Below are 12793 nucleotides of genomic sequence, written 5' to 3'. Positions count from 1 at the left end.
CCTAAAGCTCCCGGTTCCAGGGTGGGTTGGCGCCCGCGCGGCTGACGGTGACCGCCGCGGCCCGGGTGCCCAGATCGGCCGCCGCGCGCAGGGCGGCGTCGTCGGCGCGCCCGATGCCCGCCTTCGACAAGAGCCCCGCCCGGTCGAGACCGGCGAGAAAGCCCGCGTTGAACGTATCGCCCGCGCCGACGGTGTCGACGACGGTGACGGGCTGCGCTGCCACGTCGAAACGGCCCCCTTCGGTGCAGACCGTGACGCCCTTTGCCCCGCGGGTCATCAGCACGACGCGCGTGCCGCCCTCCAGCAAGGCCGCGGGGTCGGTGTCGCCGGTCAGCCAGTCCAGATCCTCGTCCGAAATCTTCACCACGTCCGCGCAGGCCAGCATCGCATCGAGCCGCGCGCGGTAGGCGGCCTCGTCCTTGATGAAACCGGGGCGGATGTTGGGGTCGATCATCACCAGCCGGTCGCGCGCCGCGCGTTCCGCCAGCGCGCGGTAAGCGTCGCCGCAGGGCTCCACCACGAGGGAGATCCCGCCGAAGAACAACGCATCCGCGGTCACCTGCGGCAGGTCGGCCTCGGTCAGCATCCGGCCTGCGGTGTTCTCGTCGTAGAAGGCGTAGCGGGCCTGGCCGCCCGTCAGTTGCACGAAAGCCAGCGTCGTGGGCCGGTCGCTGACGTGACAGGGCGCAGCATCGACCTGCGAGGCCGCGAGCTCCGCCGTGAGCTGCTGGCCGAAGAGATCGGTCGAGAGACCCGAGAAGAACTGCACCCGCGCCCCCAGCCGTCCCAGCGCGATCGCCGTGTTGAAGACAGCCCCGCCCGCGTGAGGGGCGAAGGCAGCCTCGCCCGCCCGCGTCTCGCGCGGCAACATGTCGATCAGGGCTTCACCGCAACACAGGATCATGCGTCTTCCTCACTGGTTCATGGCGTAGAGGTAACCGACGCCGAGCGCCACAACCAGCCCAAGCAGCACCGCGAAGGCGATCTTCCAGGCCGAGTAGGGCCGCTCGCCCTGCACCCGCCCGGTCTGGCCGTTGACCGCGAAACGGAAACTCTTGCCGTTGTACTTGTAGGCCGCAAGCCAGACCGGCAGCAGGATGTGCTTGAAGGTGACGGCGGAATAGGCGGTCTCCACCCGGTCGATGCGCTGGGTGTCGCCGCCGATGTCGAACTTCACCGCCGTGACGATCATCGCCTCCATCCGCCGCTCCGCCGCGACACGCGCCTCGCCCAGGTCGATCTGGTAGCCCTCCGCCCGGAAGCCCGCCAGGTAATCCGGGCGGTAGGGCTCCAGCGCCGACAGGTCCCACGGCTCCAGCCCGTCCGAGAAGTCGCGCGGCAGAGAGGTCGAGCCCAGCGCAAGCACGTCGTCGAACCAGCGCTTCACGCGCCCCTGAGCCGGGGTCCAGCGGATGCGGCGTTCGCGCACCCGGCGCGGGCCGTCCTTTCCCTGCACGGTGCGGGTGACGTAGTAGTAGTCGCCGCGCTGGCCCGCGTAGCGGCTCGTGGTATTGGCGTCGAAGGTCCAGTAGGGAACGTAGATCCCGTCCATCCGCCGCCCGCGCCGGGCGTATTGCTTCAACCCGTTGGGTGCGAACCACAGGCTGCCCAGCCAGTCGGTCATCGCCACCCGCGCCCCGTCCTCCGACACGGAGAAGGGCAGCACCCCCTTGGGCTTGATATGCCGGTGCGTGCCGGTGTCGGTGACCACCGGGGTCGCGCAAAAGGGGCATTCGGCGGCGTGGGTGTCCGGCCCCAGTTCGACCTGCGCGCCGCAACTGGGGCAGCGGGTGACGCGGGTCTCCTCGATCTCCTCCTGCGGCAGGCGCGCGCGGATCGCCTGCTCGAAGTCCAGCTCCTCGATCACCGCGAAGGGATTGACGGGGGTGACCCGATCCTCCCGGTGGCCGCAATGGTGGCAGACCAGATCGCCGCTGCCGGGGTCGAACCGCATGTCCGACCCGCAGTTGGGGCAGGGGAAGCGATGCTCTGAAAACGGCGGGGCGGCGGCGGCGGTGGGCATGAAGGCTCCGGTCGGTTGGCGTGGCCGCACCATGCCACGATCCGCGCCGAGGGCCAGCCCCTAGAGGAACCGGTGCCAGCGTTTCGGCGTCATGATCCTGAGCGCGTTGTCGCGCAGGCGCAGGTGCCGCCAGACGTGAAACAGCGCGTGCGCCCCCGCGATCACGCCGAGCGCATAGTATTCGATCACGTGCAATCTGCCCACGATCTCGTTCGCGCGCGCAAGGTCGAGCGGCGGCGCGATCGGCAGGAATCCCCCCGCCTTCAGCAGCCGGTCGGATGTCAGGCCCAACAGGAACCCGCTTAGCGCGACAAGGAAAAGCCCCCAGATCAGAACCTTGTGCACCAACTGATGAAAGCGGCGTGCCAGGGGCGGCAGCTTCGGCCCCGGTCGCCCCGCAAGGCCGCGGCGCATGTAATCGGCATACCAGAACAGCACGAGGCTCACGAAGACCAGTGCCAGCATCGAATGCGCCCGGAAGGCCGCCGGTCCGAAGGGCAGCACCCGAGCGGGCGTCATCACCAGGAACCAGATGAACATCGGAATCATCGCGGCATGCAGCGTCTTCAGCCAGACCCGCCGCGCGGGCAACCGGTCATGAAGGCGCGCGCGCCAGCCACGCGAAGGATCGGGGGCGGTGGTCATGTCTCCAGCCACGCGATCCCCCGCGATCCGGTTTCAGCCCATCGGCGGCGGCGGGGGCGGCGAGACGGTGAAGAGTTGCGCCAGCTCCGTCTCCTCGGCGCGCATCCAGCCGTCCTGGCCTTGCGTCCAGACCAGGCTGTCGCGGTCAAGCCCCCCTTCGGTCACCATCCGCCCCAGCCGCGCCTTGCTGTAGGGTCCAGAGGTCTGGCCGTCCCTGGCGATATGCCAGACGTGCTCCACCGGGGGCGGCGGCGGAGGAGGAGGAGCGGCCGCCGCGGGGGCCGCCGTCGGTCGCGGCCCCCAGGGGCCCGACTGCATGGTCATGTTGCCCATCTGCATGCCAAGGCCCGCCCCCATGCCCATGCCCATCGCCTGTCCCGCGGCGGATCCGGGCTGGGCCATCGATTCGGCGGCCTTCCATTTCAGGTGTTCGTCCAGATCGCCCGCGATGCCCCGGCTGGTGCGCGCGTCCAGCGCCTTCTCGACCGCCGCGGGCAGGCTGATGTTCTCGATGTAGAGCTCTGGGATGCTCAACCCGTATTGCGCCACGGCCCCCTCGATCGCGTTGGCGACCAGCGCGCCCAGGTCCTTGGTGTTCGCCGCCATGTCGAGCGCCGGAATGCCAGAGGCCGCCAGCGCGCGGCTGACCTCCTGGACGATGATGTTGCGGATCTGGAAGGTCACCTCGTCGGAGGTGAAATCCCCGTCCGTCCCCACGATCTCGCGCAGGAAGAGCGCGGGGTCCGACACTTTGATCGTGTAGGTCCCGAAGGCGCGCAGCCGGATCGGCCCGAACTCGGGGTCGCGCAGCATGATCGGGTTCTTGGTGCCCCACTTGAGGTCGGTGAACCGCCGGGTCGCGACGAAATAGACCTCCGACTTGAAGGGCGAGCGAAAGCCGTGGTCCCAATGCTGCAGCGTGGTCATGATCGGCATGTTGTTGGTCTCGAGCATGTAGAGACCGGGCGTGAACACATCCGCCAGCTGCCCTTCGTGCACGAAGACCGCGGCCTGCCCCTCGCGGACCGTCAGCTTGGCGCCGTACTTGATCTCGTGGCCGTGACGCTCGAAGCGCCAGACCATCGTGTCGCGGCTGTCGTCGGTCCAGTGCAGCACGTCGATGAACTGGCCGGAGAGGAAATCGAAGATGGACATGGGATCGGACCTCGGGTTTCGCGCGCCGGGCCACGGCACGCCTGGATCGGGTTCGGGGCACGGGGCAGGCCCCTGGCGCTGGACCTGTCCGCCCCCGTCGCGGACCGATCCAACCCGATCCGCGCGCCAAGGTCCAGATGCCGCGTACCCGCCCGCGCCGACCGGCGCAGGGCCGCGCGGTCAGGCGACCCGCTCGGCCGCCTCCAACCGCCAGGCGGGCAGGCGGATCACGGCGGTGGTGCTGCCGGGGGCGGCCTGCACCTCGAACTCGCCGCCGTGCAACTCGACCAGCTTGCGCGTCAGCGGCAGACCCAGGCCCAGCCCGCCCCGCGTGTCACGATTTTCCAAGGCGCCGCCCAGCACGAAGGGCTCGTAAAGGCGCGTCAGCTCGATGTTCTCGTCGAGACTGCCGTCGTCCGTCACCGTGATCTCGAGGTTGCCTTGCGCGTCCAGTGCCGCGTCGATGACGATCTCGTCGCCGCCGTGGTTGATCGCGTTCAGCGCCAGCGCATTCAGCGCCGTGCGAAGCTGGTCGGGATCCGCGAGGATCTCGATCGGCGCCGCGCCGGGGTTCACGCTGGGCGATTTCAGCGTTCCGTCGGCCCCGGGCAGGGACAGGTCCGCGACATCGTCCAGAATCTCCTGCAGCGCGCAGGATCGCTCGTTCAGGCGCAACTCTCCGGTGGCGGCATCGCTGTAGTCGATGATGCTTTCCAGCAAGCCGCGCAGGTGGCGCGCCGACTTCAGCGCTGAATTGACCATCCGCGACCCGGAATCGTTGTCGTTGCTGACGCCGAGCAGGCCCAGGCTGCCCAGCAGAACGGTCATCGGGGTGCGCAACTCGTGACCGACCAGCGTGATGAAGGACGCCTTCGCCTCGCGATCGACGCACGGCACGGTCGCCTCGGGCGGCGTCGCCTCGAGTGCGGCCACCACCGCCTGGCCAAGGTCGGCCAGGATCGCCATCTCGGTCTCGCCCGGCGGGGCGTCGTGCGGTGCCAGATCGAGCGCACACAGGCTGCCGAACCGCTGTCCCGACGACAGGATCAACGGCACCCCGGCATAGAAGCGCACCTGCGGGCCGCCCTCGACGACCATCGGGTGGGTCTTGAAGCGCGGATCGGCGGACAGGTCCGTCACCACGAGGGGTTCCGCCGACATGATCGTATGGGCGCAGAAGCTGTTCTCGCGCGGCATCCGCCCCAGCTCGATCCCGACCACGGACTTGTACCACTGGCTGTCGTCTTCGAGGACGCTGACATGGGCGACGGGGCACCCCAGCAGCTTGCGCGCCGCCTCGCAGATGGCATCGAAGACGGCGTTGTTGGACTGGGTCAGGCCCGGCACCGAAAAGACGGAACGCAGGCGGGCCTCTTCGTTGAAGGGGACGGGGAAGGATCTCACGGACAACACTCTACACAATTGAACTTGCGCCAGGATATCCCGCTACGATCCTATTGGAGCGTGGCGAAAGGACGCAAGTTTGAGGGCGTTCCCTTGATCAATTGTGGCGGGACGTCAACTCGCGCCGCCGCCCATCAGCTCCGCCGCGATCTGCCGCGCGATGGGGCGCGCCTCCGCCGGACTCATGCCGGTGGTGAAGCGCGGATCGTAGAGCATCTTCAGAAGCATCTCGTCGTGGGTCGTGAGCAGTCCGAACTCCTCGTCGTCGTTGAAGATCGAGGGCCGCGCCTGCGGGCTGTCGTTGGCCAACCCCAGGCCCTGCGCCAGTTCCTCGTGCACGCAGGAGGTGCGCAACAGATCCGGATGCTCGGCGCGGATCACCGCCACGGCCTTGGCGTAGCTGCTCGACCCGTTCTCGGAGAAGGCGATCACGATGCACAACTGCTCGCGCGGCAGGTTCTGGATCGCGCGCAGGCTGCCCGGGCCGATCCCCGGCACGATCTGCCGCAGCCGGTCGCCGTAATCGGCCCGGTCGTCCTCGGACAGGAACAGCACGTGGAAATTCGGATCCTCGTCGGTCACGCGGATCGGATGCCCCGTCGCCCGCGCCAGTCGTCCCGCGTAGGAGGCGACCCCCGTCCGGTCCCGCGCGGCCTGGCCCGCCGGCACCGAGGGGCCGAATTCCACGCTCATCCGGATGGGCTGGTCCCAGCGTCGCAGCCGCGAGGGCGTGGCCTGCGCGCGCAGCCCGTCGCCGTCCGCGACATATTCGTCGTAGAGCGCCACCTGGATGAAGTTCGACGCCAGCATTGTGTCGGTATAGGGCGTATCCGGACCGCCCCCGTCGCCGCGCAACAGGCCCTGCGCCAGCAGATCGTTCTGCAACCGCGTGTAATAGGTCCTCAGCTGCGCGCTTTTCGCGCTCGGGGTGGGGGCCGCGGCGGGCGCGGGACGGGCCGCGGGCTGCGGCACCGCCCGCTCCACCGGGCGCGTGACCTCGGCAGGCGCGCTGTCGGGTGCGCGTTGCGTGCAGGCGCCCAGCGCCAGCAGTCCGACCAGAAGCGCCGTCGCGCGGATCATTCTCGTTACCTTCCCGCGGATCCCGCGACCGTGTCGCCCAGGCCCGTGGCCTTCGACCGCGCGACCGACAGCGTCGACTTCAGCTCGTTCTCCATGTTCTGCAGTTCCTTCTCCGCCTCCGCACGGCGGGCCTTGCCGTCATCGGCGATGGCCAGGCTTTCCTCGATGGTGGCGATCAGGTCGGCGTTGGCCGCCTTCACCGCCTCGATGTCGAAGACGCCGCGCTCCATCTCGGTGCGGATCTCGGCGTTCGCCGTGCGCAGGTTCTTGGCATTGGCGGTCAGCAGCTCGTTGGTCAGGTCGTTGGCCTCGCGCACGGCCGTCGCGGCCTCCGACGAGCGTTGGATCGTCACCGCCTGCGCCAGCTGCGTTTCCCACAAGGGCACGGTGTTCACGAGGGTCGAGTTGATCTTCGTGACCAGGCTCTTGTCGTTTTCCTGCACCAGCCGGATCGAGGGCAGGGACTGCATCGTCACCTGCCGCGTCAGCTTCAGATCATGCACCCGGCGTTCCAGGTCGTCCCGCGCGGCGCGCAGATCGCGCAACTCCTGCGCGGCCATCACGCCGTCCTGGTCGGGCGCGCCTTTCACGAGCGCCTCCTTGGCGGGGATCTCCTCGCCATCGATCCGCGCCAGCCGCGCCTCACCGGCGGCGATGTAGAGCCCCAGCTCGTCGTAGAAGGCGAGCGTCTTCTCGTAAAGCTGGTCGAGCTGCTCGATATCCTTCAGGAGCACCGTCTCGTGGCGCAGCAGATCGTCGGTCACCCGGTCGATCTGGCCCTGCACCTCCTCGAAGCGGGCGACGAACTTGGTCATCGGCGTGGCCCGGCCCAGCAGTTTCTCCCACCAGGACCGCTTGCGGCCCACGTCCAGCTCGCTGACCGAGAAACCGCGGATCGTGCTGACGATCTCGCGCAGCGAATCCCCCGCGGGGCCCACGTCCTTGTTGCGCACGCCCGTCAGCATCGACTGGCTGATCGCCTGCAACTCCGACTGCGCCGCCGACCCGAAGGACACGATGGAGCCGGTGTCGCCCAGGTCGATCTCCGCCATGCGGCTCTCGATCTCGCGCGACGTGGCCTCGTCGGCGCGCTCCAGCGTGACGACCTCCTGCGCGGGCTGGGCCAGCACGGCGGCTGCGATCTGTTCCACCTGCGCGGCCTGTGCGCTGGCCTCCTTGCGGATCGTGTCGGACATCGGTTGCTCCTATCTGTCGCGCGCCAATCGGTCGCGCAGCACTTTCATCTCTATATCCATCGCATTGCGGTCGTCGGCCAACAATTTCTGGGTCCGGTCCGCGAAATTCCGCTCCAGATCGTCGAGCAGTTCGACGTAGTCCGCCCGCGCTTCCGGCGCCGCGCGCCGCTCGGCGAGGTCGGCGTACTTGGCTGTCGCGTCCCGTGCGCCCATCAGGTAGACGCCCAGGAACTTGCGCGCGCCGGTCAGGTCGCGGGGGTCCTCCTGCACGGTGCGGATCATGCCGCGGGCCGTTGACTGGAACGCCGCCACCCGCGCGGTCAGGGCGCGGTCACGCAGCCGCCCGATCTCGGCGGCCATGTCCTCGAGGTAGGCCTCCGCATCGTCGACCACGCGCGCGACCCGGTCCTGCTGGAAACTGTCGACCCCCTCGATCCGCTTGTCGCGCAAGGGATCGATCCCGAAGGCCGCGATGTGCAGCCCCGCCGCCGCCACGCCGTAAAGGCCGGCCCCCAGCAGGCCCGCCACACCGGTGCTGGCGGCCAGCGCCGTGCCCAGCCCCGCGAGGGCCGCGGCCAGGATCTTGCGGGGCAGGGCCGGGCGACGCGCCACCTTGCGCGCGGCATAGGCGGCCTCCGCCCGCAGCCCGTCGCGCAGAAGCCAGGTGCCCAGCGTCCAGGTCGCGGCCCCCAGCAGCCCCGCCACCAGCACCACCGGCCCGCCGCCGAGCGAGGATAGCGCCAGAAGCACGGGGGGCACGAACATCAGGTTCGCCCGCGCGCCCACGGGATGCACCGCGGGCCCGATCCCGGCAGAGGCCACGGCCCCCGGACTGTGCGTTCCGCCGTACCTGCGGGCCATCAGGCCGCCCCCAGCCAGCCGGTCGCAAGCCCGGTCATCAACACGAAAAGCAGCACGAAGGCGATCAGGCGGAACGGTCGGGGCATGGAAGTCTCCGTCGAGGGCACGTTCGGTGCCGCGGCGCGCAGCGCGGCCATGACGCTGGCGAAGGCCAGCGCCACCCCGGCGATCAGGAAGAGGAACAGGACAAGGCGCAGCATGGCAGGGGTCCGGGTTGCGGGTTCACGCTCAACCTAAGGCGATCCCCCCCGCATTTCGAGGGGCCGCCCCGATTTACCGCCGGCGTTGCGGCTTGGGGGCGGGGCCCGCACCGGGCTTGCGCGGGCGGTTGACCGGGCGGCGCGCACGGGGGGCTTCCTCCTCCGCCGGCAGGCCAAGCTGGTCGCGCAGCACCTTGCGCTTGACTTCCTCCACGGCACCCTGGGCGAGGTTGCCCAGCTGGAACGGCCCGTAGCTCACCCGGATCAGCCGGTTCACCTGGGCGCCCACCGCCTCCATCGCGCGACGGATCTCGCGGTTCTTGCCTTCGCGGATGCTGATCGTAAGCCAGGCGTTGGCGCCTTGCTGCCGGTCGAAGGTCACCGTCATCGGCTGGTAGGTCACCCCCTCGACGGTGATCCCCGCGCGCAGCTCGTCGAGCTTCGCCTCGCTCACCGATCCCTTGATGCGCACGCGGTAGCGCCTCAGCCACCCGGTGGAGGGCAGTTCCAGCTTGCGCTTCACCCCGCCGTCGTTGGTCAGCAGTAAAAGCCCTTCGGAATTGATGTCGAGCCGCCCCACGCTCATCACCCGCGGCAGATCCCCGGGCAGGGCGTCGAAGACCGTGTCGCGGCCCTGGTCGTCGGCGGCGGAGGTCACGAGACCCGCGGGCTTGTGGTAGAGCCACAGCCGCGGCGGATCGGGCGGGCCGATGGGCTTGCCGTCCACCACGATGCGGTCGGTCTCCGCGACGTTGAGCGCGGGCGAGGTGATCGTCCTGCCGTTCACGCTCACGCGTCCGGCCTCGATCATCCGCTCCGCCTCGCGGCGGGAGGCCACGCCGGAACGCGACAGCACCTTGGCGATCCGGTCGCCTTTTGGGGTATCTTGGGTCATGTCCTGCCGATAGCCGCTTTCGCCGGGGCTTGCCAGCGCCGCGCGCTACGGCGATGACGGCTCATGCGCTTCAAGAGCCACATGGACCAGGCCCTGGACGAGGCCCGCGCCGCCGCCGCCCGCGGCGAGGTGCCCGTGGGCGCGGTGCTGATCGCCCCCGACGGCACCGCGTTTCGCGCGGGCAACCGCACGCGCGAGCTCAACGACCCCACCGCCCATGCCGAGATCCTGGCGATCCGCGCCGCCTGCGCGGCCCTGGGGCAGGAGCGTCTGACCGGCAGCGCGCTCTACGTCACGCTGGAGCCTTGCCCGATGTGCGCCGCCGCGATCTCGGTCGCCCGCGTGGCGCGGCTCTACTACGGTGCCGCCGATCCCAAGTCGGGCGGCGTGGCCCATGGCGCGCGGGTCTTCGACCACCCCCAATGCCACCACAGGCCGGAGGTCTACGACGGTCTTGCCGCCACCGAGGCCGAAGCCCTCCTCAGGCAGTTCTTCCTCGACAAGCGCGTCTAACCCACCGAAAAATATACGCTTTATAAACACCGCCGCACGCCGGTCGAACCATCTGACCCGGCAGGAAAATCCCCCCGCTTGCCAATTGGCAATCGCTCGGACCGGCGCGCGCGGCCCTCATCTCTGTTCCGAAAATATCCCGAAGAGCACGAGAGGCAGCGCCTCTCGTTCGCCGCGCATGCGGCGATCCCCCCTTGGATTTCCTACAGCGTCACCGCCTCCATCACCTGCGGCGTCACCACGTCGACCCCGGGCAATGCGGCGCGCATCTCGCCCGCGTCCTGCTCCAGCGCGTCGAAGGTGGCGTAGTGGCAGGGGATGACGGTCTCGAAGTCGAAGTACCGTTTCGCGGCGTAGGAGGCGCGGGCCATGTCCATGGTGAAATGCCCGCCCGCGCACAGGATGCCGATCTGGGGTTTGTGCAGGTCGCCCATCCACTCCATGTCGGCCATGATGTCGGTGTCGCCGCTGAAGTAGATCGTGCGGCCTTCGCCATGAATCATGAACCCGCTTTCGGTCCCGGCGTAGCGCGCCCCGTCCTCGGTCTTGTAGGAGGACGAATGCACGGCGTTCACCATGGTCGCCTTCACGCCGTTCAGATCCACCGTTCCGCCCTTGTTGAAGCCCACCGTCTCGACGCCCTCGGCCTCCAGCAGGTTGGCCAGTTCCATCACGGTGTAGATCGTGGCCCCGGTATCGCGTGCCACCGCCTGCACGTCGGCGGCGTGGTCGAAGTGGCCGTGGCTCAGCAGGATATGGGTGACGCCGTCCAGCACCTCGTCGCGCCGATCGTCCGGGAAGGTGGGATTGTCGGCAAGCCAGGGGTCGATCAGCAGCACCGCCTCCCCGATTTCGAGGCGGAACGAGGAATGGCCGAGCCAGATGATCTTCATGGGAAAACTCCTGTGATGCGTTGCCGCACAAACCGCCGGGGGCGCGCCCCGGTTCCCCGCGCTTGCAGCGCCCCGGGAGGCCGGGTAAACGCGGAACCGACGCCCGAGAGTGGCCCAAGACGAGGGAACCCCCATGTCCATCGACACCGAAACCGCCCGCCGCGTGGCCAAGCTTGCCCGCATCCGCGTCGAGGACGACGCGCTGCCCGGCCTGGCGCAGGAATTCAACGCGATCCTGGGCTTCATCGAGCAGCTCTCCGAGGTCGACGTCGACGGCATCGAGCCGATGACCTCCGTCACCCCGCAACGGCTCTTCCGGCGCGACGACCTCGTCACCGACGGGGACCAGCAGGACAAGGTGCTGGAGAATGCGCCCGACGCGCGCGAAGGCTTCTTTGCCGTCCCGAAGGTGGTGGAATGATCATGTCGGACCTGACCAAGCTTACCATCGCCGCCGCCCGTGACGCCCTGCGCCGCGGCGATGTCACCAGCGCAGAGCTGACGCAGTCTTGCCTTGCGGCCATCGACGGCGCCGATGCGCTGAACGCTTTCGTGCACAAGACGCCGGAGGTCGCGACGGCCCAGGCGGCTTCCGCCGACGACCGGATCAAGTCGGGCGAGGCCCCCGACCTGTGCGGCATCCCGCTGGGGATCAAGGATCTCTTCTGCACCAAGGGCGTGCCCTCCCAGGCGGCCAGCCGCATCCTCGACGGGTTCAAGCCGGAATACGAATCGACCGTCACCACCCAGCTCTTCGAGCAGGGCGCCGTGATGCTGGGCAAGCTGAACATGGACGAATTCGCCATGGGCTCCAGCAACGAAACCTCCGTCTACGGCGACGCCGTGAACCCCTGGCGCGACGGGCAGACGCAACTGACGCCGGGCGGCTCCTCGGGCGGCTCCGCGTCCGCCGTGGCAGCCGACCTGTGCCTCGGGGCCACGGGCACCGACACCGGCGGCTCGATCCGCCAGCCCGCCGCCTTCACCGGCATCACGGGCATCAAGCCGACCTACGGGCGCGTCAGCCGCTGGGGCATCGTGGCCTTCGCCTCCTCGCTCGACCAGGCGGGTCCCATGACCAAGGACGTCCGCGACAGCGCGATCCTGCTGCGCGCCATGGCGGGCTTCGACCCAAAGGACAGCACCTCCGCCGACATCCCGGTGCCTGATTTCGAGGCGGCCCTCACCGGCGACATCAAGGGCAAGGTTATCGGTATCCCGAAGGAATACCGCATGGACGGTATGCCTGCCGAGATTGAAAAACTGTGGTCCGACGGCACCGCGATGCTGCGCGACGCGGGCGCCGAGATCCGCGACATCTCCCTGCCGCATACCAAGTACGCGCTGCCCGCCTACTACGTGATTGCCCCCGCCGAGGCCTCGTCGAACCTCGCGCGCTACGACGGCGTCCGCTTCGGCCACCGCGCCAAGCTGGAACAGGGCGACGGCATCACCGAGATGTATGAGAAGACCCGCGCCGAAGGTTTCGGCGACGAGGTCAAGCGCCGCGTCATGGTCGGCACCTACGTGCTCTCGGCGGGCTTCTACGACGCCTATTACAACCGCGCCCGCCGCGTCCGCGCGCTCATCAAGCGCGACTTCGACCAGGTCTTCGCGGAGGGGGTCGACGCGATCCTGACACCCGCCACCCCCTCCTCGGCCTTTGGGCTGGGCACCATGGCAGAGGCCGACCCGATCAGCATGTACCTCAACGATGTTTTCACGGTGACGGTGAACCTCGCCGGGCTGCCGGGGATCTCGGTGCCCGCGGGGCTCGACGCCAAGGGTCTGCCGCTGGGCCTGCAGCTCATCGGTCGCCCGTGGGAGGAGGCCGATCTGCTGAATGTCGCCTACAGCCTCGAACGCGCCGCCGGTTTCGTCGCCAAGCCCGATCGCTGGTGGTAAGCACACGTTTCATGGAGGACCGC

Annotated in this window: 14 protein-coding genes; 3 read left to right on the top strand and 11 right to left on the bottom strand. The window is 69.0% G+C overall.

Annotated elements, in window-relative coordinates:
• Position 1 precedes the first annotated feature (1 nt).
• From EU805_RS11820 to EU805_RS11775, 10 genes are all read right to left on the bottom strand, one after another.
• Positions 2-904, bottom strand: a complete 903-nt coding sequence (locus EU805_RS11820) for a carbohydrate kinase (RefSeq protein WP_129764185.1) — start codon at positions 902-904, stop codon at positions 2-4.
• A gap of 9 nt (positions 905-913) precedes the next feature.
• Positions 914-2023: a primosomal protein N' (replication factor Y) - superfamily II helicase gene (locus EU805_RS11815; RefSeq protein WP_129764184.1), complete on the bottom strand. Its 1110-nt coding sequence runs from the start codon at positions 2021-2023 to the stop codon at positions 914-916.
• A gap of 60 nt (positions 2024-2083) precedes the next feature.
• Positions 2084-2668, bottom strand: coding sequence for a cytochrome b/b6 domain-containing protein (locus EU805_RS11810; protein WP_129764183.1), 585 nt, complete (start codon positions 2666-2668; stop codon positions 2084-2086).
• A gap of 33 nt (positions 2669-2701) precedes the next feature.
• The gene (locus EU805_RS11805) at positions 2702-3823 is read right to left on the bottom strand and encodes an SPFH domain-containing protein (RefSeq protein ID WP_129764182.1); all 1122 of its coding nucleotides are present in this window, start codon (positions 3821-3823) and stop codon (positions 2702-2704) included.
• A gap of 180 nt (positions 3824-4003) precedes the next feature.
• Complete coding sequence (locus EU805_RS11800) at positions 4004-5227, bottom strand: GAF domain-containing sensor histidine kinase (RefSeq protein ID WP_129764181.1); 1224 nt, start codon at positions 5225-5227, stop codon at positions 4004-4006.
• A gap of 114 nt (positions 5228-5341) precedes the next feature.
• A complete protein-coding gene (locus EU805_RS11795; RefSeq protein WP_129764180.1) occupies positions 5342-6307 on the bottom strand; it encodes a DUF2927 domain-containing protein in 966 nt (321 codons plus the stop codon).
• A gap of 5 nt (positions 6308-6312) precedes the next feature.
• Positions 6313-7503, bottom strand: coding sequence for a toxic anion resistance protein (locus EU805_RS11790; protein ID WP_129764179.1), 1191 nt, complete (start codon positions 7501-7503; stop codon positions 6313-6315).
• 9 nt (positions 7504-7512) lie between these two features.
• On the bottom strand, positions 7513-8364 hold the full coding sequence (locus EU805_RS11785; protein ID WP_129764178.1) for a 5-bromo-4-chloroindolyl phosphate hydrolysis family protein: 852 nt from the start codon (positions 8362-8364) through the stop codon (positions 7513-7515).
• Complete coding sequence (locus tag EU805_RS11780) at positions 8364-8564, bottom strand: hypothetical protein (RefSeq protein ID WP_129764177.1); 201 nt, start codon at positions 8562-8564, stop codon at positions 8364-8366. The genes EU805_RS11785 and EU805_RS11780 overlap by 1 nt, the downstream gene beginning before the upstream one ends.
• Before the next feature lie 73 nt (positions 8565-8637).
• Positions 8638-9459: a pseudouridine synthase gene (locus EU805_RS11775; RefSeq protein WP_129764176.1), complete on the bottom strand. Its 822-nt coding sequence runs from the start codon at positions 9457-9459 to the stop codon at positions 8638-8640.
• A gap of 63 nt (positions 9460-9522) precedes the next feature.
• Here EU805_RS11775 and EU805_RS11770 point away from each other — a divergent pair, with 63 nt between their 5' ends.
• Complete coding sequence (locus EU805_RS11770; RefSeq protein ID WP_129764175.1) at positions 9523-9972, top strand: nucleoside deaminase; 450 nt, start codon at positions 9523-9525, stop codon at positions 9970-9972.
• 203 nt (positions 9973-10175) lie between these two features.
• Here EU805_RS11770 and EU805_RS11765 read toward each other — a convergent pair whose 3' ends face one another.
• A complete protein-coding gene (locus EU805_RS11765) occupies positions 10176-10865 on the bottom strand; it encodes a metal-dependent hydrolase (protein ID WP_129764174.1) in 690 nt (229 codons plus the stop codon).
• Positions 10866-10998: 133 nt separating this feature from the next.
• Here EU805_RS11765 and gatC point away from each other — a divergent pair, with 133 nt between their 5' ends.
• Both gatC and gatA read left to right on the top strand, forming a co-directional pair.
• Positions 10999-11286 (top strand): Asp-tRNA(Asn)/Glu-tRNA(Gln) amidotransferase subunit GatC, encoded by a 288-nt coding sequence (gene gatC / locus EU805_RS11760; RefSeq protein ID WP_129764173.1) that lies wholly within the window; start codon positions 10999-11001, stop codon positions 11284-11286.
• 2 nt (positions 11287-11288) lie between these two features.
• Entirely contained in the window at positions 11289-12770 is a 1482-nt protein-coding gene (gene gatA, locus EU805_RS11755; RefSeq protein WP_129764349.1) for an Asp-tRNA(Asn)/Glu-tRNA(Gln) amidotransferase subunit GatA, read from the top strand.
• Positions 12771-12793 lie beyond the last annotated feature (23 nt).

The sequence above is a fragment of the Salipiger sp. IMCC34102 genome (assembly GCF_004145405.1).
Classification (GTDB): Bacteria; Pseudomonadota; Alphaproteobacteria; order Rhodobacterales; family Rhodobacteraceae; genus Loktanella.
This window is presented reverse-complemented; position numbering and strand designations above follow the sequence as displayed.

Bases quoted from the DNA above. Each gene is read 5' to 3' on its own strand.
- EU805_RS11795 (WP_129764180.1), bottom strand. From the start codon at position 6,307: ATGATCCGCGCGACGGCGCTTCTGGTCGGACTGCTGGCGCTGGGCGCC.
- gatC (WP_129764173.1), top strand. From the start codon at position 10,999: ATGTCCATCGACACCGAAACCGCCCGCCGCGTGGCCAAGCTTGCCCGC.
- EU805_RS11790 (WP_129764179.1), bottom strand. From the start codon at position 7,503: ATGTCCGACACGATCCGCAAGGAGGCCAGCGCACAGGCCGCGCAGGTG.
- EU805_RS11815 (WP_129764184.1), bottom strand. From the start codon at position 2,023: ATGCCCACCGCCGCCGCCGCCCCGCCGTTTTCAGAGCATCGCTTCCCC.
- EU805_RS11775 (WP_129764176.1), bottom strand. From the start codon at position 9,459: ATGACCCAAGATACCCCAAAAGGCGACCGGATCGCCAAGGTGCTGTCG.
- EU805_RS11805 (WP_129764182.1), bottom strand. From the start codon at position 3,823: ATGTCCATCTTCGATTTCCTCTCCGGCCAGTTCATCGACGTGCTGCAC.
- EU805_RS11810 (WP_129764183.1), bottom strand. From the start codon at position 2,668: ATGACCACCGCCCCCGATCCTTCGCGTGGCTGGCGCGCGCGCCTTCAT.
- EU805_RS11785 (WP_129764178.1), bottom strand. From the start codon at position 8,364: ATGGCCCGCAGGTACGGCGGAACGCACAGTCCGGGGGCCGTGGCCTCT.
- gatA (WP_129764349.1), top strand. From the start codon at position 11,289: ATGTCGGACCTGACCAAGCTTACCATCGCCGCCGCCCGTGACGCCCTG.
- EU805_RS11820 (WP_129764185.1), bottom strand. From the start codon at position 904: ATGATCCTGTGTTGCGGTGAAGCCCTGATCGACATGTTGCCGCGCGAG.
- EU805_RS11770 (WP_129764175.1), top strand. From the start codon at position 9,523: ATGCGCTTCAAGAGCCACATGGACCAGGCCCTGGACGAGGCCCGCGCC.
- EU805_RS11780 (WP_129764177.1), bottom strand. From the start codon at position 8,564: ATGCTGCGCCTTGTCCTGTTCCTCTTCCTGATCGCCGGGGTGGCGCTG.
- EU805_RS11765 (WP_129764174.1), bottom strand. From the start codon at position 10,865: ATGAAGATCATCTGGCTCGGCCATTCCTCGTTCCGCCTCGAAATCGGG.